This window comes from Alteromonas pelagimontana (assembly GCF_002499975.2).
GTDB classification, from domain to species: domain Bacteria; phylum Pseudomonadota; class Gammaproteobacteria; order Enterobacterales; family Alteromonadaceae; genus Alteromonas; species Alteromonas pelagimontana.
Genome location: NZ_CP052766.1, coordinates 3,452,653 through 3,471,568 on the forward strand (window position 1 = coordinate 3,452,653; position 18,916 = coordinate 3,471,568).

An 18,916-nucleotide genomic window follows, 5' to 3' on the forward strand; every position below is an offset into this window, starting at 1 on the left:
ATATCGGCAGTCTTGCAGTTATTGCCAGCAATCTTTCTATATTCTCAATAATAGCTCACTTTACGCAAATAAAGAGAAGATCCGATAGGTATAATTTTTATATCTTACTGCTATCCCGCTATAACCCTCAGGATTAGCGGGTTGGGTGCAAAAAGCTGCCGCAGGCGAAGTCTCTGAAGTAAAGATACCATCATTTGTAAGTGGAAAAAACTGAGCTCATTGGTTTTATCAATCCGCAGAGCCAGTTGCCACTCTGGGTAGTATAACTATATGGTGTCGATCGCGCTTTCATTTCACGCCTGCGCGCATTTAACAAGGGCTCGGAGTAACCAATTAGGCTGCGCTTTTCCTGTAAAAATAAGATCTTTCGCCGCCAGAAACCCCAGCGCGGTTTCAGGATTCGGCATCATGGCGATATTCTAGCCATTGCTCTGGATTGCAAAGCGTGGTGCTGGCGCCGTTTTCCAGTTCCACGGTTAGCTGCTCGCTATTAACTGCGGCCCCGCCATGGTTAGCGATTTCAGGATCTACGTTAGTAACATCAATGTTTACCTGGTCAGGCTGAGGAGTAGGGTAGCCAATTTTCTGCAAAAAACTTTTGTAATCAGGGCCGCCCGGAGGATCGCCCCGGCGATGATAATCATCAATTAACTCTTGCAGCGACTGACGCTTAGCCAGCAACGCTTAATTGACGCCGGTAAGGCCGCCCAGAATGCAGCGCTTTCTATTTGTGTTCCCACAAGCGCCTGATCGTTAATAAAAGTGTCGAGAACCCTGGCAATCTGTAAACGCCCGCGTGTTATATATTCGCTCATACCTGCCTCTTACCTGAAATATTCATCTCAGTGTAAAGCGCCTACCTCCCGGTTTTCAGTTTATGCTTGCTATCTAAATCATTTTCTTTGTGAATGACAGGGGGAGCGGTTAGCTGTTTCCTAGCGACGTAGCCACATCGCTTATCAGTCGTCGTAACCAAATATGCCCGACATCATGGTGAAGCAGCGCGCTCCACGCCATTTTCAGCGCAATAGGGGGTATGTCAAAAGGTGGCTCTTTGAGCACAACTTTAGGATCGTCTTTAAAAATTTTAGCCGCTTTGCTGGGAAGCGTAGCAATGAGGTTTTGCGTTTTCGCAATTTGTAAGGCCGCATGATAGTGACGCGTGAAAACGCGAATATCCCGCTGTTTACCGAGTTTAGTCAGTTCTGCATCCACCCAGCCAAGTTTCTGTACTTCGTTGGGATCAATTCCTACACCCACACCGAATCCGGTTTTGCTTACCCAGATGTGCTGCGCGCTAAGATAACTTTCCAGATCCCACTTATTCACCAGGGGATGGTTGGCGCTGATAACACAGCTAAATGTATCGTACCAGATGACCTTTTGATGAAACGAAAGCGGCAGTTCTTCAAAACGGTTTATTGCCATATCCACTTTTCCCTGCTCAACGTCATGAAAGGTAACGTCGCTGGGCGTAATAAGGTCAAGGGTGATGTTGGGTGCCATGCTCGCGAGTTTACCCACCAGTTCCAGTAACAGGGTACTTTCTGCATAGTCACTGGTCATAATGCGAAAGGTGCGATTGCTGGTGGCGGGATCAAAGTCGGTTTCGGGCTGAATGGAGCTTTCGAGCCTGCTTAACACGTCCCGGATCACCGGCTGCAATTCCAGAGCGCGTTGGGTGGGCGTCATGCCGTCGCTGGTGCGAACCAAAAGTGGATCTTTGAAGAGATCCCGCAGGCGCTTTAAGCCATTACTCATAGCTGGCTGCGTGATACTCAGCTGATTGGCTGCCCGCGTAACACTGCCTTCTCTTAACAATACATCCAGGTACACCAAAAGGTTAAGATCCACCTTCGCAATATTCATGTTTTTAATGCCTTTTATCCCAGTGATTAACATTGGCTATTATAAAGAGCCTTCCAGAAGATGTCAGATACCCGTGTCGTCGTAAAGTAAAAGGATTATTTATATTGAACTGGATTCCGGCTGAATATGATTTGGGAAACCAGCGATACGAGCAACGGCAGGAGCCAGCGTTGGCTAACCGAGCGGGTTTTACTGACTGTCCGCTTTGTTTAAGTAGCGGTTCGCCATCTTTGACAGCCGCTTTTATGTTCATGGGTTTTCGCATCGGACTTGTAAAATGGCCCACTGGCAGAATTACTTTTGTGCAGCCATGACTGCTGCTTTACACTACTTACGATTACTAATCATGGAAGCAAACATGTCTCGAAAACTTACGCTGATATCTTTAATAAGCCTGGCACTCACCCAAGGTTGCGCACAAATGTCTGGCAGCAGCGCTGCAAACGACAAAGTAGCGACGGCGGCGACTGCGCCAAAAAACATAATTATGGTTGTAGCTGATGGAATGGGCCCTGCCTATACTACTGCTTATCGCAATTTTGCTGACGACCCCGCCACAGATGAAATTGAAAATGTTGTTTTCGATGATATTTTTGTGGGAAATGCATCGACGTATCCTGCTGCGGTGTCCGGTTATGTAACAGATTCTGCGGCCGCAGCAACAGCGTTAGCCACTGGTGTAAAATCCTATAATGGTGCCATCGGCGTTGATGCCAACAAAGCGCCTGTAGGCTCTGTTTTACAGCGGGCAAAAGAATTGGGCTTGCGTACTGGCGTAGCGGTAACCTCGCAAATCAATCACGCCACCCCAGCCGCTTATATGGCACACAATGAAAGCCGTAGAAACTATGACGCGCTTGCAGACAGCTACTTTGATGACAGAATAAACGGTCAGTTTGTCGCAGATGTTATGTTGGGTGGCGGTACGTCCTATTTTGAGCGTGAAGATCGCAATATTGTGGGGCAGTTCATTGATGAAGGTTATCAATATGTCGATAGCTATAACAAGCTGGCCACACTACCGGCTGGCTCTAAAGTATTAGGATTATTTGCCCCTGTAGGCTTGCCTGCGGCTCTGGATGATGAGCGTCAAAACAGGCTGTCGTACATCGCCAAAAACGCCGTAAAACATCTTGAGAACGACAAAGGCTTCTTTTTGCTGATTGAAGCCAGTCAGGTAGATTGGGCGGGTCACAGCAATGACATTGGTTCTGCAATGGCGGAGATGCACGACCTTGCCCTTACCATGGAATATCTGCGTGGTTACGTGGCAGCACATCCTGATACCTTGGTTGTTCTTACCGCCGATCATAGCACGGGTGGACTGACTATTGGCGCTAACGGCGAATATTCCTGGCATCCGGAGTATTTACGCAGCATGAAAGCTTCTGTAGCCACTATTGCCAATGGCATGACTACACAGAGTAATTCTGCGAACTACGTCGCCGAGCAGCTGGGTTTTTCCTTATCTGATGAAGAGATAAAGCAAATTAACCGCATGGCGAAGCAGCAGGATGAAAAAGCGCGGGAAACGGCGTTAAAAGCCTTCTTGGATAAAAAAACCAATACCGGCTGGACCACAGGCGGCCATACAGGTGTTGACGTTGAAGTTTTTGCCTTTGGTGCGGGAAGTGATGCGTTTGCCGGTCAAATCGACAACACCGATATTGCCCGAAACTTCTTTAACTTCCTGAACAGCTCAAGCGCGGCAACGAATGCAACAGCTCCCGCCAACGCAAAAGCGGAAAATGGCTCAGCAAGTAAAGGCTGCGACTTTAATGATAGCCTGCACTGTAATTAAGAAATGCGAGGCTCGCTCTGGCAGCAATTGCAGGTTCTTTTACCGACTATGTTAAAGTGACGGCAGATGTGCCGTCTTTCTCTATTCCCTGGTGATGACTATGCAAACGCTGCTAAACGATATTTATACTGAAGTGCTGCCTATGCTGGGGCAGGGGAAAGTAGCGAACTACATTCCCGCCCTGGCATGTGTTGACCCGAACCAGTTTGGCATCGCTATCTGCGATAATCGTGGAGAAATTACCAAAATAGGTGATGCAGACCAGGAATTCTCAATTCAGAGTATTTCAAAAGTATTCAGTTTAATTATCGCCATCAATAACTACGGGCCAGAGCTATGGAACCGTGTGGGAAGAGAGCCTTCCGGCCTGCCGTTTAATTCTCTGGTGCAACTGGAATATGAGAACGGTATCCCGCGGAACCCTTTCATTAATGCAGGCGCGCTGGTGGTAAGCGATATGAACCAGTCTCGTTTTGCTTCGCCACATTTGGGCATGCGGGACTTCGTTCGCCGTGTTTCCGGGCACGAAGATATTTTTATCGACAGAGAAGTGGCCGAATCCGAATACGCCCATCGTTCCCGCAATGCGGCCATGGCGTACCTGATGAAATCTTTTGGCAATTTTGAAAACGAAGTGGATGACGTGCTGCACAATTATTTCTCTGCCTGTGCGCTTCGCATGTCCTGTGTGAATATGGCCAAAGCCACGAACTTTCTTGCCAACAGAGGCTATAGCTTGTTTAGCAACGAGAAGGTTTTGTCACAAGATGAGACCAGTCAGGTTAACGCGCTACTGGCAACCAGCGGACTGTACGATGAAGCGGGAAGTTTTGCGTTTCGCGTGGGGTTACCGGGTAAAAGCGGTGTCGGTGGCGGCATTATTGCCATTGTTCCCGGCCGTTTTTCCATTTGTGTCTGGTCACCCGCGCTGAATAAAATGGGAAATTCTTTGGTGGGCGTAGCGGCATTGGAATCGCTTACCAATCGAATTGGCTGGTCGGTGTATTAGGAGCGTTACCGTATTTGTTGAAAGAAGAACAGCTGCTAATAACCCGTAAGTTCCATAAACCCTTCTCCAGTATGGTTTCCTTTAACACTGACAGCGCCTTCGTAATAAGAAAACGTGGCCTGATTCCATTGCTGTGACTTTTTTGGCGCAATGCGAATATCGATGTTTTGTGAAGGGATTGCCATATGCCATTGCACCGGCACGCGCCGGGCGCCAATTTGTTCATTGGCGACAACCTCAAGCGCAATTTCTTCTGAGGTAAGGTGAGTGACATTTCCGCTTTCTTCAATTACGGAGGCGGTGATGTAAGGCGGATTATCTTTTACGTGCATGCGAAAGGCCATCAGCTTTTTGCCGTTATCCAGATGCAGAGAAAACCAATCCCAGCCAAGGGCTTCTTGCCTGGCCAGATGAGATGTCCATTCGTGATCGAACCATCCTCTTCCCTGCACGCTGTGCGACTTGCCGTTGACATTGATTGTGCCGCCCAATTCTATAAAGGGTTGGCTGTAATAGTAAGAGCGCAGGCTGGCATCTGCGGATTTTTGGCTGATGCCTTGGTTACCATGCAGCACATATGGCCCCTCAGACGTTAAAGATAGCTGTAGCGTCGCATTATCTTCAACTGTAAAGCTTAAAGTGGCAGGGAAGGGCGCATTTTCAGCAGATGCTGACCATTGCCAGTCGTCCAGATACAATTGAAACGGGCTTGTCTCAACAGCAGCGTTGCCCACGCCGCCTCTGGCAAATCGTTCTTCAAACCAGTGTTTTGATTGGCTGTGCAGTGATGCATGAGCCATCCAGGTTTGACCATTTTCCCAGTTGTTTTGAACACTGCTATTTTGAATGCGAAACAAAGTAAACTGGACACCGAAAAATGCTCCGTCGCTATCTTCCAAATTGGCTGTGAGATACCACCATTCAAGCCGATAATCCGCGTGGCTTTTATGATCAGCGGGTAGTTGCATGGGTCGGCTAAGGCTGACTTCTGAAGCATCCTTATTAACTTCACCAGCACGCGCAAAAAAGGGTTTTTCTGAGGAGGGTTCGCCAGAAGGCGTGCAGCCGCCGATCAGCCATGCCAGTGCGATAAATGTCAGCGTATTTTTAATCCACATTCATTGCCTCTCTGGTGTTAATTTTTGACGACAATTTGCCTACAGGCAGGCTTAGCAGAACCATTAGCAAACCGATGCTGATAGCGGCTGACTGCACCATAACTATTGGGTCGATAACGAGGGGATAGGTCCAGTAAAAGGCGTAGCGATTAACCCGGTCTACGAGCAACCAGGACAATAAAATTCCTGCTGGTATCGCCATGAGTGTGCAGAATACCAGGATTAATAAGTACTGGCCAAGCAGCCCGAATCGGATGGCAAGCGACCGGACCCCCAGCGCTCGAAGCAACGACAACTGAGGCCGCGTATCCAGCGACAACAAGGCCACCGACATAAGAAAAGACAGCGCAGCCACTAGCAGCGTGACAACATTAAGCGCATCGGTGATGACAAAGGTGCGATCAAATTCCGCCAGAGATAACGCCATAATGTTGTCGGTATCATACAACTTCGCTGAGGCATCAAGTGTATTGGCCCATTGTTGAATGTCAGCCTGGCTCATTTGCTGACCCATAATGGCGATAGCACCGTTAATTTCGCCGCGCTCAGAAACCTGATCCGGCGGCAGTAACACTTGTGATGCAGGATTGCCGTAGTCAGGATAAATACCAATTACGGTGTAGTCTTTTTGGGTTTCACCAGCAAATGAAAGTTGGACGGTTTGACCGGTTTTAAGGTTTAGCCGGTACGCTGTTTGCTGGCTGACAAACAAGCCGGTGTGCTCAATAAACTTACGCCACGGATGCAAAATAGTGCTGTCTGTAAGCAGGCTTTTTTGAAACTGGGCTTCTGTAGGGAAACTGCGCACTTCTACCTTTGCATTGTTTATAGTGCCTGCAGCTGCGTAACGGGGAATTAACGTTAAGCCTTCAGGTGCTTGTTTAATGGCTTCTTGCGGTGCGGCGGTGTAAAGATAGGCCTGTGCAAACAGGCGCTGACTCAACCAGCTTTCGGTCGCTTGGCGAAAGCTATCAACCATGACGTTCATCCCTACGTTTGCCGTAAGCGCGATAAAGAAGGCACAGGCAGCGAGACGTGTACGCAGCGATAGCGCCACCGCGCTGTGAAAGCTCCAGTGCCACACTGGCCAGCGCGCAGGAATTACACGGCTGCAAACCGCCAATAATGCCGGCAGAAAAACGGCCATTAATGTACAGCCGGCCAATAGAACCGTGGCTATTCCTGTTAGTGCACCCGTTGTCGTAGGTATGAGCAGGAAAATTAAGCCGCTGAGAATCCACAGTACTACTGCTATGGGAAGAAGCCCGCGCACATACACAGGTGTCGGCGCGCGCCGAAGTTGTAAGCTGGCTTTTAACTTACGCAAGGGAATCATGGCGACAAGTGCGACAGCAAGAGCGCTGATAAGCCATGCCGGAAGAAACCAGATAACCAGAGACTGTGACTGATTCTGGTAAGCCGCATTAAACAGACTGGAAAAAGTCTGAGACAGCGCAGGGCTTACCCAATGGCTGATCTGAAAGCCCAAAATGACTCCCGCTGCGCTGGCAAGACCGGTTAGTAACAACATCTCTAATAAGAGTGACAGCGTAATATAATTGGCCGACACTCCCAGCTGGCGCAGCCGGATGAGCGTTGCCAGACGGGCGCGATACATTAAATGTAAGGCATTAATTATAATAAAAAGGCAAACCAGCGCCATCAGCATGCCCATTGCCCAAAGGTTGAGTTTGAAACTGTCAGGCACCGAGCCTTGATCCAGCTCCGAAAATTGTTCGGTTAATGTCAGGTGCGAAGGTAACGCAGTGTTAAGTGCTTCACGCTTCGCTTTGTTCATCTTGCCAATCCACGCCATGCCGCTGAGTGGATAACCATTGAGGCTTCTGTCTGACGCATAAAATTGGGCAATATCAATAACGACAGTGTTATCGGGAACGGCGCTATGCATTACTGCAGCGAAGTGCTGCCATTGATTGTGAGGCAGTTTTACCTCGACGGAGGTGGCGTTACTGAGCCGGGCAGCAAGGTGCGGATTCATTCCTGCGGGAGCGTAACCGCTGGCGTCTGCCAATCCCGCGGCAGGAGAGAGTCCAGGCGGGAGTGCTGTGCTGTCAAAGGCGATTACCGAAATAGGAACGGTTTCTGTTGCTTCTTTTACATAAGTGTCAAACTGTACGAAGGCTGCGAGTTGAGTAAAGCCCGCGCGCCGCAGTAACGCATAATCATGTTGGGTTGGGGGTTGGCTTTGCTGTTTTGCTGAAACTACATAGTGGAAAGCCAGCGCTGGTGGCTTACTGATGGATTGGGAGGCGTTGTCATTTATCAGTGCCACTGCGGTTAGCCCGGCGCACGCGGTTGCGACCGAAAACCATACCAACAGGGGTTCCCACGCTCGCTGTCGGGCAAGTGCAACCAGTGTTTTTAAGGTAAGAAGCAACGCGGTTATTGAGCGCTGCATGGTTATCCTATCATCTGCGATAGTGCACCGTGAGTTAGCAGATAATGATGATCAGCTTGCGAAGCCACTTCCTGACTATGAGTCACTAACACTAACGTGGTTTGGCGAGCCTTACATTCATTAAATAAGCAGCTTATAACATTATCGCTGGTGGCTTCATCAAGGTTGCCGGTGGGCTCGTCAGCAAGAATTAACGAAGGGCGATGGTTTAGCGCCCGAGCAATAGCTACACGCTGTTGTTCGCCGCCGGAAAGGGAGGTGACTGCATTATTCGCTAGCTGATCTATGCCTAACTGTTGCAGTAACTGCCGTTGCAACGCGGGGTCAAAATTCCCTTTAAGGCGCGCCGTAAACGCTACGTTGTCCCATACGTTAAAGCATTCCAGTAAATTAAAATTTTGAAATATTACGCCCAGATGATTGGCACGAAACGCATCTGCCCCGGATGTGGATAACTGATGCACTGCAGTATCATCGACACGGATGTCGCCAGAATCAGGCTTATCAAAACCGGCTATTAAGGCAAGCAACGTTGATTTGCCACAACCCGATGCGCCCTGAATACTGGCAGATTCTCCAGCTGGCAGTTGCAGCGACAAGTTGCTTAAAATAGGCGCGGTGTGCGCCGGGAAACGCCGGGATAAGTGTTGAATATGTAACATTGAGACAGGCAAACGCTATGGCAAAGTGTTGTATTGCTATACGTAATACTAATCCGTCTTGATCTGCGCTTACTTTCTACAGCGGCTACGTAAAGCGATGTTAACCAGCTTTTCTTAACCTTGGAGCGCAGCGGAAAGGGGCAGATACCACGGGGCAAAGCCTCTGGGTTTAACACGCGAAATTCACCTATAAGTGATCTGCAGCCGCATCCGTGCTGCTGAAGAGATCTTCGTGAAAAAGCGCTGAAGATTCGGGACCAGGGAATTAGTGGTTAAGAAAATTATCCAGTTCTTCACCTGTAATTTTTGAAATCTGTGAGAACAAATACCACAGCGCCGTTACCAACAAAATCATGCTGGGAATCACTATTACCGGATAACTCAATGCTGTCATGCGACCAAGTTCTTCAGTATAGGCGGTGGAGCCAGGCTCGCTCACCAGAATCATTTTAGCCAGAATATAATTGAGGGCTGAAGATAAAAAGAAAGACCCTGCAACGATATACGAACTGACTGCAACCTTACGATTGAATTCATGTTCCTTGCCTTTTTGCTCAAGCACGCGATTAAGGTGAGGCCAGTTAATTATCTGATCATTTAGAATGAGCATTTTGACTAACGGCTTTTTGGTGTACTGAGTGATCACCACAGCAATACCAATAAGAGCAGGAATGGCAGCTTCTTTAATGGCGATGTATTCGGCAGGCAGTTTCAACAAACTGATACCGCCTGTTAGCAACACACTGATAATACCAAGGATGGAAAAGCCATTGACTTTGCCAGACTGTTTTAAATCCCAGATGCCGTATATAAACGGAAACGCCAGTGCCGCGACAATACTCCAGGCCGGGCCAAGATAATCTTCCGAGCTAGCATAGCTCATAAGGACTACGGGAATAACGATATTAAAAGCCAGATTACCGAAGAATCCTTGATTCTGGTTTTGCGGCTTATTTGTTTCATTTGATGATGAGGTCATAACTTCTATTCACATTCGAGGAGCGTTCAGTATACGAGATATCGCTACTTGCCCCAAGCCCAGGCTGCGATTAAACCGCCAATAAATCCGAACAAGTGGTATTCAAACGATACAAAGCCACGGGAAGGCAACACACCAATAAGCATACCGCCATACAATATGGCTACCAGTACAGAAATAATCATGTATGGGATCTTTTTGGAACGGAATCCGCCGAGGAGCAAAAATCCGAAGTAACCATATACCATGCCACTGGCACCAATATGAATTGCAGAGCGACCAAACAGCCAAACCCCAAGACCGCCAATCACAAATATTGACAGGGTAATATAGAAGAAACGCTTTTGACCCCACTGTAACGTAAGCCACATAAACAGCAGCAGCGGCATGAGATTCGCAGCCAGATGAGTCGGTGAGCCATGTAAAAACGGTGCGGTAAAAATCTGGCCGATATAGTGCCACGAGCGTGGAATAACACCAAACCGGTTAAGGCTGTTGCCGGTCAGCAGATTAACAATTTCAATGGCGATCAGAATGGCGGCAACGCTAGCCAAAAATCGCAATTGTGTTTTTAACAGTGGCATTTGGCTCATAAGATTATGTGGGGCAGATAGCGCGACAGGTCCTGAGTGATTTCACAGGTATCCTCTCGAATTGAAATGCCGCCGGGTTTATCATCGATTAACCAACTGCCGATTAACGTATAGTTGTTCTCAAACCGTGGTAGCGGATGAAATGCCTGAATGATAAACCCTTCTTCGCCGTAAGGGCCATCCGACAGCAGATTTTCTCTGCCATTTTCCAATAATGAAATATTAGCGCCTTCACGGGAGAAAAGCGGTTTTTTTATCCACTTACCTGAGTCTGATCCCTTGGCCAATGATGAAAAGTCGTCGGCAAAGTATGCAGGCAGCAGGTTAGGGTGGTTAGGAAACATTTGCCACAGCAAAGGCAATAACGCTTTATTAGAAATTATCGCTTTCCATAATGGCTCAATCCAATTGACATTGGCGTCAGCTAGCGCATCAGCGTACGACTCTCTGAGCATAAATTCCCATGGATACAGCTTAAAGCAGTCGGTTATCGGCATATTGGCTAAGTCAGTGAATACGCCGGTGTCTCCTAAACCAATATCATCAATAAATACAAAGTCTGTATTTATGCCAGCAGCGGCAGCGCAATCCTGCAAGTACTGTACGGTGCCTCTGTCTTCATCTGTATCTTTGCAGCAAGCGAAATGCATCTGGTTTATCTGGTGGAAACGCGCGATTTCATCAAAGCGGTGGATGAGCTTTTCTTGTAGAGAGTTAAACTGATCGGCTTTACGATGAATGTTGCCACGGTCGACTTGTTGTTCCAACCACAGCCATTGCCAAAAGCCGGATTCGTAAAGCGATGTGGGGGTGTCGGCGTTGTTTTCCAGCAATTTTGCCGGTCCTGAGCCATCGTACACCAGATCAAGGCGGGAATAGAGCGACGGTTGCCTGGTAGCCCAGGAAGCTTTTAGCAAATCCCAGTAAGGCTCCGGTATCTGAAAACGCCGAAGCAACGTTTCATCGTTAACAACGTTTTCTACCGCAGCCAGACACATCTGATGAATTTCCTCGGTAGGATCTTCAATGTGCTTCTCGATTTGTGTCAAAGTGAGCTGATAATAAGCGGATTCATCCCAATAAGGCTCACCGTACATGGTGTGAAAATGAAAGCCGAATTCGGCGGCCAGCTGTTGCCAGTTTGGCCGCGGCTTTATCGAAATTCTTAACACTTATCCGCCCCAGCCTCCTGCACGGCTGCTGCTTCCCCAACTGGATTTAGCGCGAACGGAACTGCCAAAGCCGCCACGGCTCATAGTGCGAGTTACTGTCGGTTTGGCTTTGTACACCGAAGGCGATACTTTGTAATTCCGCTTGCGAATATCGCCGTCAAACACTTGCCCGTTAGCAGTAACCCAGCGCGAGCGAAACGGTGAATTACGTGAAAACGAGGTGTAAAGCGGCTGCGAGTAATAGGGCCGTTGATTTAATAGATTGCTGACCATAAAGCCAGCCATAAACGGCATAAAGAAGCTGCCGCTGCTGGTTTCAACCTGGCGGCACTGGTTTGTACCAAACTCGTATTCGCAATCATTAGCGGTTGAAAAACGGGGACTGGTCCGCTCGGCTTCTTCAACGGCTGTCTGATACGCCGCATCACATTTTGCTGCTGCATCCGGGTTGGCGCTTTTACATTCATCCAGCGAGGCATAAATAGTGGCGTCCTGACGATTATCCGCGCAGCCCGTCATCATCACGCCCGCTACGCCTACCGCCAGGGGTTTTAGAGAAAACGCCTTACGCATGTGCGCAAGGTCAATGTGTTTTGTGCGTTTTCGTTGGCTCATAGCAAACCTCCTAATAGGTCATGCAAGCGGCGTTAAGCAATCCTACGGCAATCGACATTGCCGCCAACATAGTGCCAGCAGAAACTTCGTTGTTATTGATCCGCTCAGCAATTTTGGGCATGAATGTAAAACGCAGCAAAGCGAAGGCAAGAGATTGCGCAATAATGGCTACTACGCCCCAGATAGCAAAATCGATAATGGATAAAGAATTGGCGGCAGCGCCAGAAAGCGCTAAGGAAAAACCAATCAGCGCACCACCAAAACCAACGGCAGCGGCAACATTTTTATCTTCTTTCACCAGTTTCCATTCGTCGTGTGGGGTAACAAAGGCATACACAATTTTGAAGATAAACAAAAAGACTACAGAAATAGCAAAGTACAGAGCAAAATTGTCAAGCCCTGCCAGTGAGTTCATTACGTGTTCCATGCGGGTTTTCCTTTATCCGTTAATTTGAATATCAGCAGGTTGAATATCAAAGCCTGTGCTAATGACCAGACAGCGATCGAGATTATTTCCTACTACTTTTTCTTCGCCTACGACAAGTAAAGATTCAGTACGATCATTATCAAGTGGGCGCTCATACAGCATTATAAACTGATCCGTGGTACTGACGTCACCATCTTCTTCGTAAGTGGTTTCTGTCACCGCGACGGGCGGAGAAACGTCGCCAACTGCTTCCCATACTCTTGTGTAGGTATGGCCTTCCAGTGAGTACGTAGGTTGCGAAATAATATTGTTAAGACAGTCCTGCCACTGCGAATCGCTGCCGATGGTCTTGGTCTCATAAAAATGCCAAAGCTTGACATCGGTGATGTGGTTTTCGCTCATGCCGCCATCAAGCACTACCTGTAAAAAGGCGTCATCATCGGTGTAGAATCTTAACAAGTCGCCGCCTGAATCCAGCGGCGCGTGACCTACAGCCTGTATCAACTGCGACCGCGCTGCAGCTTCGATAACCAGTTCAGGTTCGAGCAAACTTAGCTTCAGGCTATCAAGTTCAAATGAGCCACCAAGGTAAAGCCCCATTACTTCAGGTGCTTTAGGCTTGCTGGGCTTGTTATCTTTTCCAAACAACTTGCCAAACATGGTCAGGCTCCTAATTTTTTCCAGTCAATATCACGAATACGGGATTCGGCAATATAAAACAATTTGTCTCCGGGTGATAATGTCACCTCAAATTCCGGGTTCACCACCAGTTTCTGATAAACGCCAGCTGGCGCGTAACCAATGAAAATTGCATCGTAATGCTTTTTCAAATTGATAAACACATCTGCGACGGTGAGCGTTTGGCCAGTTTGTGGAATAGCCACAGAAAACTGCGCTTGCCCCGCATCCACGCTCAGCAAGTCGTGGTGTAACATGCTCGAACCGGGATCAAACGCTGATTTTGCCAGCATTTCCACGGCCACACTGGGCGTGCATTCTACGTTCGGGCAATGCTGCTGCAACAACGGCACCAGGCTGTCATCGGTAAAATAGGCAACCTGATGGGCCTTTGGGTTACGCTGACTACAATAAAGCGCAGTGGTCAGCGTTACGTCATCTTGTGGATTATCAATCAGTATGACACTTGCATCACGTAAACAGGCTTTGTCCATATCTTCATCTTTGTTAAAAGATTCTACGCGAACAAATTCCACTTTGTCAGGCATGGGATTGGTAATGTCTGCTTTCACGCACAGCACAATTTGCGGATGATCAGGCAGCGCATCTCTTTCTTTTAATAGCAAATCAAGCAGCAATAGTGTTTTTTGCTCATTCCAGCCAATAACCAGAATATGATTTTTAATATGCAGTTGTTTCATGCCCTTTAATCCTTTTTTCCACTGATTACTCACCCAGGCTGCAAGCCGTCCGACTACCATTGCAAAAATAGTTAACCCCAGCGGAATTACGTAAAGCGCAACGATGAGTTTTCCCGGTCGTGATACGGGTGACAAGTCCCCGTAGCCTACTGTGGAGGCAGTAACCGCTAACCAATACAGATAATCAACAGAGCTAGTAAGAGCAGTTTCTCCCACTGCGCGTAATAATATCCAACTGGAGAAAGCATAGAATAGCGCGATTGCAGCAATAGTGTACCAGCGGGATTCAGAGAAGTAACTCAACATGACTCTGCGAATATGCGCCCAAGTTTGCATGGCTTACACTAACTTCCTGTTTTTTTAATTGTTGAATTCAGTATGCCTTTAAACCAGCCTGCTGAACAATATGAAGATAAAAAAAGGGAGCACATAAGCGCTCCCTGGTTTTCATTACTTGCCTAGAATACGACTTAACTCGTCATCAGCAGAGGTTTTACCTCCTTTGATACCGGCAGCCGCGAGGCGCTTTTCTAAATCGCCGTTGGATTCTTCGCTGGCCAGCTCTTCAGCAGCCTGAAGTTCAGCATTTTTCATTTTTTGCTTTTCCTGAATACGGGACAATGATTCTGTCGCCGTTTTCATTTTGCTATTTGCACCCATATGTCTGGAAGACACAGCAACCTGCGCTTTTTGCACGCTTTCTGTGGCTTTAACCATATCAACCTGTTGCTCCAGACGACGCAAATTCGCTTTGGCCTGTTGAATGTTACCGGCCAGTTGCTTTTCTGACTGCTGGAACTGATCCAAGTAAGACTGTTCCTGCTCACGCTCACTTTTTAAATCAGCAACTTTCTGCGCACATTCCAGTGCCAGCTCTCTATCGCTATCAATTGCTTTGCGAGCGTGGGCTTCATACTCTGAAATCGACGCATTAAAGCTATCAATTTTCTGCTGGGATAATTTGCACTTGGCCAGGATTTGCGTGCGGGCATGATCTGATTTTCTCAGTTCTTCCTTCGCTTCGCGGATTTCCTGTTCAAGAATTCTAATGGCCTGACTATCAACCACTGACTGGGCTGCTTCGTTAGCGCCACCTCTAACGGCTGTAATAAGCTTTTTCCAAACTGACATTCGCTTCTCCTGTCACTAAACCATTATTTAAGATGCGTTTCATAGGCATCAAGGAACGATGCAACATTCTGAAACAGAGTTTCTACTTCAATTACAATACTTTCCGCTTTCGACTGCGCACTTAGCGCGCCAAAGGCAGTGTAATATTCTTCACCACCAATAGTTGAAATACCCACGGTGGTAAGTGGGAAAACCATGTGCGTGGACAGAATTTCATGATCCAACGCTGCTTTATTCTTTACCTGCGAAGAAGAAAACAGCAGGCTCTCAACCAATATTTGTTCGCCACTTATGGCGAGCCAGGCATCAATACCGTCCTGATTGGCTATAAGTAAACAGTCTTCTTCACGAGTAATTACGTAATCATCGTGGCCTTGCAAGAGGGAATCAATTTTGTCCAGATCCCACGTCATAACGTTTCTCCTTTACGATTGAAGCGAATTTGTCGAGCCCACTGTAACGGTATTTTGTCTGCTCGCCAATATTCACGAATTCAGTGTAGACAATATGGGGTGCAATCGTCAATAATAAATACGCGCTTAATGTGTAATAAAATGTTTTTTCGTAAATTATAGTTCACAAATGGTGGTTTTTATTATGACCAAAAATGCTTGGCGGCAACTTGTTCAACGAATTGTTAAGTCAGAAATGTCGTTACGAGGCGTAAAGTACCAGTCTTTGAGTGAGCGTTTACTGGAAGTGGGTGTAGAACAAAGCGCGGACAATTTACGAAACAAAGTCAATAAAGGAATTATGGGCGCAGACTTGCTGCTGCAAATTTTGCTGGTGTTAAATGCCAGACCCATTACAGTACAAGGCTTGCAAGAGATCCTGGCTGAACTCGATGCCGAAAAAGGGTAAGCTTCGGTTTCTACTAATTCACGTAGAGAGATCACACATCAATATGGATTAGTATTAGTCTTGCCTGAAAGGTATCAAGACTTGCCGAATTACCATAAAATGACGCGTATCTGATTTTCTTATCCGTAAACTCTGGTAGTTAAGTAAATAATGAAATTAAGCGACTTCTCTTTTACGTTGCCCGATCATTTGATCGCCAAATATCCCACTGAAAAACGCTCAGCCAGCAGGTTGATGCATCTCGACGGCAAAACCGGCAATGTTGTCCATCGTCAGTTTGAAGAAACGCTGTCGCTGGTAGAAGAAGGGGATCTGCTGGTTTTTAACAACACTCGCGTCATGCCGGCGCGGCTGAAAGGGAAAAAAGCATCAGGCGGACAGGTCGAAGTTTTGGTGGAGCGAATTTTGCCGGATAATACGGTTTACGCCCACGTACGAGCGAGCAAAGCGCCTAAACCCGACACTAAATTAGTGCTGGAAGAGGCGGTTCACGCCACCGTTATTGGTCGCCTTGACGCTTTATTTCATTTGCGGTTCGACCACGATACGCCGGTGCTGGCAATTCTTGAGGCTCATGGCCATATGCCATTGCCTCCTTACATCGACAGGCCTGATGAAAACAGCGATAAAGAGCGTTACCAGACAGTTTATAACCAGAAGCCAGGCGCAGTGGCTGCGCCCACTGCGGGTCTTCATTTTGATGACACCATACTTACGGCGTTGCGCCAAAAAGGCGTAAATCTGGCTTTTGTTACGCTACATGTTGGCGCTGGTACATTTCAACCTGTGCGAGTGGACAACATTCTTGAACATAAGATGCATGCAGAGTATGCAGAGGTTAGTCAGAGCGTCGTCGATGCAGTATTGGCAACGAAAGCAGCAGGGAAGCGGGTAATAGCAGTAGGAACGACGTCAGTCAGATCGCTGGAATCGGCAGCGGTTGTGGCGGAATCGTCTGAGTCACTGATAATGCCTTTTTTCGCCGACACCGATATTTTTATTTATCCCGGCTACCGCTTTAAAGTGGTTGATGCCATGTTTACCAATTTTCATCTACCTGAATCGACGTTAATGATGCTGATCAGCGCATTTGCAGGCAGGGACAATGTTATGCAGGCGTACGCGCAAGCGATTGCAGAGGAGTACCGGTTCTTTAGTTACGGTGACAGCATGTTTATTGAAAAAGCCGATGGGTAAACGGTAGATATTGCATTCGGTGCGATAAGGAATGGCCTTTTCTGCTTTCCGTTGGTGCGCAATACATGATCTATCACGCAGAACTGGTATAATCCCCGCCAATTTTATTTTGACCCGCAGCGTCTGAAGTGCGCTCAGTTATGGGAAATCCAATTTCATGCAATTTGAGTTGTTAAATACCGATGGGAAAGCCAGACGCGGCAAGCTGGTGTTCGAGCGTGGCGTGGTGGAAACTCCCGCCTTCATGCCGGTAGGCACATATGGCACAGTAAAAGGAATGACGCCAGAAGAGCTAAGCGACAGCGGTGCTCACATCTGTTTGGGAAATACCTTTCACTTGATGCTACGCCCCGGTACCAGCATCATTCGCCAGCATGGCGACTTACACGATTTTATGCACTGGGATAAACCTATTCTCACTGATTCTGGTGGCTTTCAGGTTTTTAGCCTGGGAGATTTGCGTAAAATTACTGAAGAGGGCGTGACTTTCCGTTCGCCCATTAATGGTGAGAAAATTCTGCTAACGCCGGAAAAGTCGATGGACGTTCAGCGGGATCTAGGCTCTGACATCGTTATGATTTTTGACGAATGTACGCCTTACCCCGCCACCGAGCAGGAAGCCAGATTGTCGATGGAGTTGTCGTTGCGTTGGGCCAAGCGCAGTAAAAGCGCACATGGTGATAATCCTTCTGCATTATTTGGCATTATTCAAGGCGGGATGTACGAAAGTCTTCGTGATGTTTCGCTTAAAGGCCTGGAAGATATCGGGTTTGACGGCTATGCCATTGGTGGTTTATCCGTTGGCGAACCCAAAGAAGATATGATTCGGATTATCGACCATACCGCGCCAAAAATTCCGCAGAATAAGCCGCGTTATCTGATGGGAGTGGGTAAACCTGAAGATATTGTTGAGGCCGTTCGTCGTGGTATTGATATGTTCGATTGTGTAATGCCTACCCGAAACGCTCGCAATGGCCATTTATTTGTGACCGAAGGCGTGGTTAAAATTCGCAATGCCAAGCATCGCACCGATACCGCCGCGTTGGATGAAAACTGTGATTGTTACACTTGTAAAAATTATTCGCGGTCATATCTCCACCACTTGGATAAATGCAACGAAATCTTGGGTGCAAGGCTTAATACCATCCACAATCTCCGCTATTATCAGCGCGTGATGCAGGGGCTACGTGATGCCATCGCGCAAGAAGAGCTGGACGCATTTGTAGAAACTTTTTACGAACAAAAGAACATGCCGGTACCGGCGTTATAACAACAAAGACAATTATCGAGGAAAAATATGAGCTTATTTATTTCTAACGCTTACGCACAATCATCTGGCGCACCGCAAGGCGGTGGTTACGAAATGCTCATTATGTTGGGTGTATTCGGTCTGATTTTTTACTTCTTGCTATACCGTCCGCAAGCCAAACGCGTAAAGGAACACAAAAATCTGGTTTCTTCATTAAGTAAAGGCGACGAAGTTCTCACTCAAGGCGGTTTAGTGGGACGCATCATTAAAGTAGCAGAAGATAAAGACTTTATCGAAATTGCGCTGAATGATACCAGCAATATTGTTGTGCAGAAGTCGTCTGTGACTGCTGTTCTGCCTAAAGGCACCATGAAGTCAATCTAAGAGAAATACCGGGGCCGGGATGCATCCCGGTAACCGGAACAAGGAATTTTA

At 47.5% G+C, this 18,916-nt stretch carries 21 protein-coding genes; 6 read left to right on the forward strand and 15 right to left on the reverse strand.

What is annotated here, in order from left to right:
* Nucleotides 1-393: 393 nt before the first annotated feature.
* The 3 genes from CA267_RS15165 to CA267_RS15175 all read right to left on the reverse strand — a co-directional run bounded on the left by CA267_RS15165 (nucleotide 394) and on the right by CA267_RS15175 (nucleotide 1,869).
* Nucleotides 394-681 carry a hypothetical protein gene (locus tag CA267_RS15165; protein WP_075610194.1) on the reverse strand — a complete coding sequence of 96 codons (288 nt, stop codon included), beginning with the start codon at nucleotides 679-681 and terminating at the stop codon, nucleotides 394-396.
* Nucleotides 648-815 carry a hypothetical protein gene (locus CA267_RS15170; RefSeq protein WP_170669075.1) on the reverse strand — a complete coding sequence of 56 codons (168 nt, stop codon included), beginning with the start codon at nucleotides 813-815 and terminating at the stop codon, nucleotides 648-650. The genes CA267_RS15165 and CA267_RS15170 overlap by 34 nt, the downstream gene beginning before the upstream one ends.
* A 109-nt stretch (nucleotides 816-924) precedes the next feature.
* Nucleotides 925-1,869 (reverse strand): LysR family transcriptional regulator, encoded by a 945-nt coding sequence (locus CA267_RS15175; RefSeq protein WP_075610329.1) that lies wholly within the window; start codon nucleotides 1,867-1,869, stop codon nucleotides 925-927.
* 358 nt (nucleotides 1,870-2,227) lie between these two features.
* Here CA267_RS15175 and CA267_RS15180 point away from each other — a divergent pair, with 358 nt between their 5' ends.
* Both CA267_RS15180 and glsB read left to right on the forward strand, forming a co-directional pair.
* Complete coding sequence (locus tag CA267_RS15180; RefSeq protein ID WP_083638571.1) at nucleotides 2,228-3,670, forward strand: alkaline phosphatase; 1,443 nt, start codon at nucleotides 2,228-2,230, stop codon at nucleotides 3,668-3,670.
* 100 nt (nucleotides 3,671-3,770) lie between these two features.
* A complete protein-coding gene (gene glsB, locus CA267_RS15185) occupies nucleotides 3,771-4,679 on the forward strand; it encodes a glutaminase B (protein ID WP_075610196.1) in 909 nt (302 codons plus the stop codon).
* Nucleotides 4,680-4,714: 35 nt separating this feature from the next.
* On the opposite strand, the gene CA267_RS15190 is transcribed toward glsB, so the two are convergent.
* The 12 genes from CA267_RS15190 to CA267_RS15245 form a co-directional block, all read right to left on the reverse strand.
* Nucleotides 4,715-5,797 (reverse strand): lipocalin-like domain-containing protein, encoded by a 1,083-nt coding sequence (locus CA267_RS15190; RefSeq protein ID WP_075610197.1) that lies wholly within the window; start codon nucleotides 5,795-5,797, stop codon nucleotides 4,715-4,717.
* Nucleotides 5,787-8,216 (reverse strand): ABC transporter permease, encoded by a 2,430-nt coding sequence (locus CA267_RS15195; RefSeq protein WP_075610198.1) that lies wholly within the window; start codon nucleotides 8,214-8,216, stop codon nucleotides 5,787-5,789. The genes CA267_RS15190 and CA267_RS15195 overlap by 11 nt, the downstream gene beginning before the upstream one ends.
* Nucleotides 8,217-8,218: 2 nt before the next feature.
* Nucleotides 8,219-8,878, reverse strand: a complete 660-nt coding sequence (locus CA267_RS15200) for an ABC transporter ATP-binding protein (RefSeq protein WP_075610199.1) — start codon at nucleotides 8,876-8,878, stop codon at nucleotides 8,219-8,221.
* 265 nt (nucleotides 8,879-9,143) lie between these two features.
* The gene (locus CA267_RS15205; RefSeq protein ID WP_075610200.1) at nucleotides 9,144-9,857 is read right to left on the reverse strand and encodes a VC0807 family protein; all 714 of its coding nucleotides are present in this window, start codon (nucleotides 9,855-9,857) and stop codon (nucleotides 9,144-9,146) included.
* A gap of 44 nt (nucleotides 9,858-9,901) precedes the next feature.
* Nucleotides 9,902-10,441 (reverse strand): rhomboid family intramembrane serine protease, encoded by a 540-nt coding sequence (locus tag CA267_RS15210; protein ID WP_075610331.1) that lies wholly within the window; start codon nucleotides 10,439-10,441, stop codon nucleotides 9,902-9,904.
* Nucleotides 10,442-10,446: 5 nt separating this feature from the next.
* On the reverse strand, nucleotides 10,447-11,622 hold the full coding sequence (locus CA267_RS15215) for a glutathionylspermidine synthase family protein (protein WP_075610201.1): 1,176 nt from the start codon (nucleotides 11,620-11,622) through the stop codon (nucleotides 10,447-10,449).
* A complete protein-coding gene (locus CA267_RS15220) occupies nucleotides 11,623-12,237 on the reverse strand; it encodes a DUF1190 family protein (protein WP_075610202.1) in 615 nt (204 codons plus the stop codon). It lies immediately after the preceding gene.
* A gap of 10 nt (nucleotides 12,238-12,247) precedes the next feature.
* Nucleotides 12,248-12,664 carry a DUF350 domain-containing protein gene (locus tag CA267_RS15225; RefSeq protein WP_075610203.1) on the reverse strand — a complete coding sequence of 139 codons (417 nt, stop codon included), beginning with the start codon at nucleotides 12,662-12,664 and terminating at the stop codon, nucleotides 12,248-12,250.
* A gap of 12 nt (nucleotides 12,665-12,676) precedes the next feature.
* Nucleotides 12,677-13,324 carry a YjfK family protein gene (locus tag CA267_RS15230; protein ID WP_075610204.1) on the reverse strand — a complete coding sequence of 216 codons (648 nt, stop codon included), beginning with the start codon at nucleotides 13,322-13,324 and terminating at the stop codon, nucleotides 12,677-12,679.
* A gap of 2 nt (nucleotides 13,325-13,326) precedes the next feature.
* Nucleotides 13,327-14,379 (reverse strand): potassium channel family protein, encoded by a 1,053-nt coding sequence (locus tag CA267_RS15235; RefSeq protein ID WP_232367559.1) that lies wholly within the window; start codon nucleotides 14,377-14,379, stop codon nucleotides 13,327-13,329.
* A 114-nt stretch (nucleotides 14,380-14,493) separates the two neighbouring features.
* Nucleotides 14,494-15,174 carry a PspA/IM30 family protein gene (locus CA267_RS15240; RefSeq protein WP_075610205.1) on the reverse strand — a complete coding sequence of 227 codons (681 nt, stop codon included), beginning with the start codon at nucleotides 15,172-15,174 and terminating at the stop codon, nucleotides 14,494-14,496.
* 23 nt (nucleotides 15,175-15,197) lie between these two features.
* Nucleotides 15,198-15,587, reverse strand: a complete 390-nt coding sequence (locus CA267_RS15245) for a DUF2170 family protein (RefSeq protein ID WP_075610206.1) — start codon at nucleotides 15,585-15,587, stop codon at nucleotides 15,198-15,200.
* Between the two features lie 184 nt (nucleotides 15,588-15,771).
* Between CA267_RS15245 and CA267_RS15250 the strand changes: the two genes are divergently transcribed.
* The 4 genes from CA267_RS15250 to yajC all read left to right on the forward strand — a co-directional run bounded on the left by CA267_RS15250 (nucleotide 15,772) and on the right by yajC (nucleotide 18,865).
* A complete protein-coding gene (locus tag CA267_RS15250) occupies nucleotides 15,772-16,035 on the forward strand; it encodes a DUF6471 domain-containing protein (RefSeq protein ID WP_232367560.1) in 264 nt (87 codons plus the stop codon).
* A 150-nt stretch (nucleotides 16,036-16,185) separates the two neighbouring features.
* Complete coding sequence (queA, locus tag CA267_RS15255) at nucleotides 16,186-17,232, forward strand: tRNA preQ1(34) S-adenosylmethionine ribosyltransferase-isomerase QueA (RefSeq protein WP_075610208.1); 1,047 nt, start codon at nucleotides 16,186-16,188, stop codon at nucleotides 17,230-17,232.
* A 157-nt stretch (nucleotides 17,233-17,389) separates the two neighbouring features.
* Nucleotides 17,390-18,502, forward strand: a complete 1,113-nt coding sequence (gene tgt, locus CA267_RS15260) for a tRNA guanosine(34) transglycosylase Tgt (protein WP_075610209.1) — start codon at nucleotides 17,390-17,392, stop codon at nucleotides 18,500-18,502.
* A 27-nt stretch (nucleotides 18,503-18,529) separates the two neighbouring features.
* The gene (gene yajC / locus CA267_RS15265) at nucleotides 18,530-18,865 is read left to right on the forward strand and encodes a preprotein translocase subunit YajC (protein WP_075610210.1); all 336 of its coding nucleotides are present in this window, start codon (nucleotides 18,530-18,532) and stop codon (nucleotides 18,863-18,865) included.
* The last annotated feature ends 51 nt before the right edge of the window (nucleotides 18,866-18,916 follow it).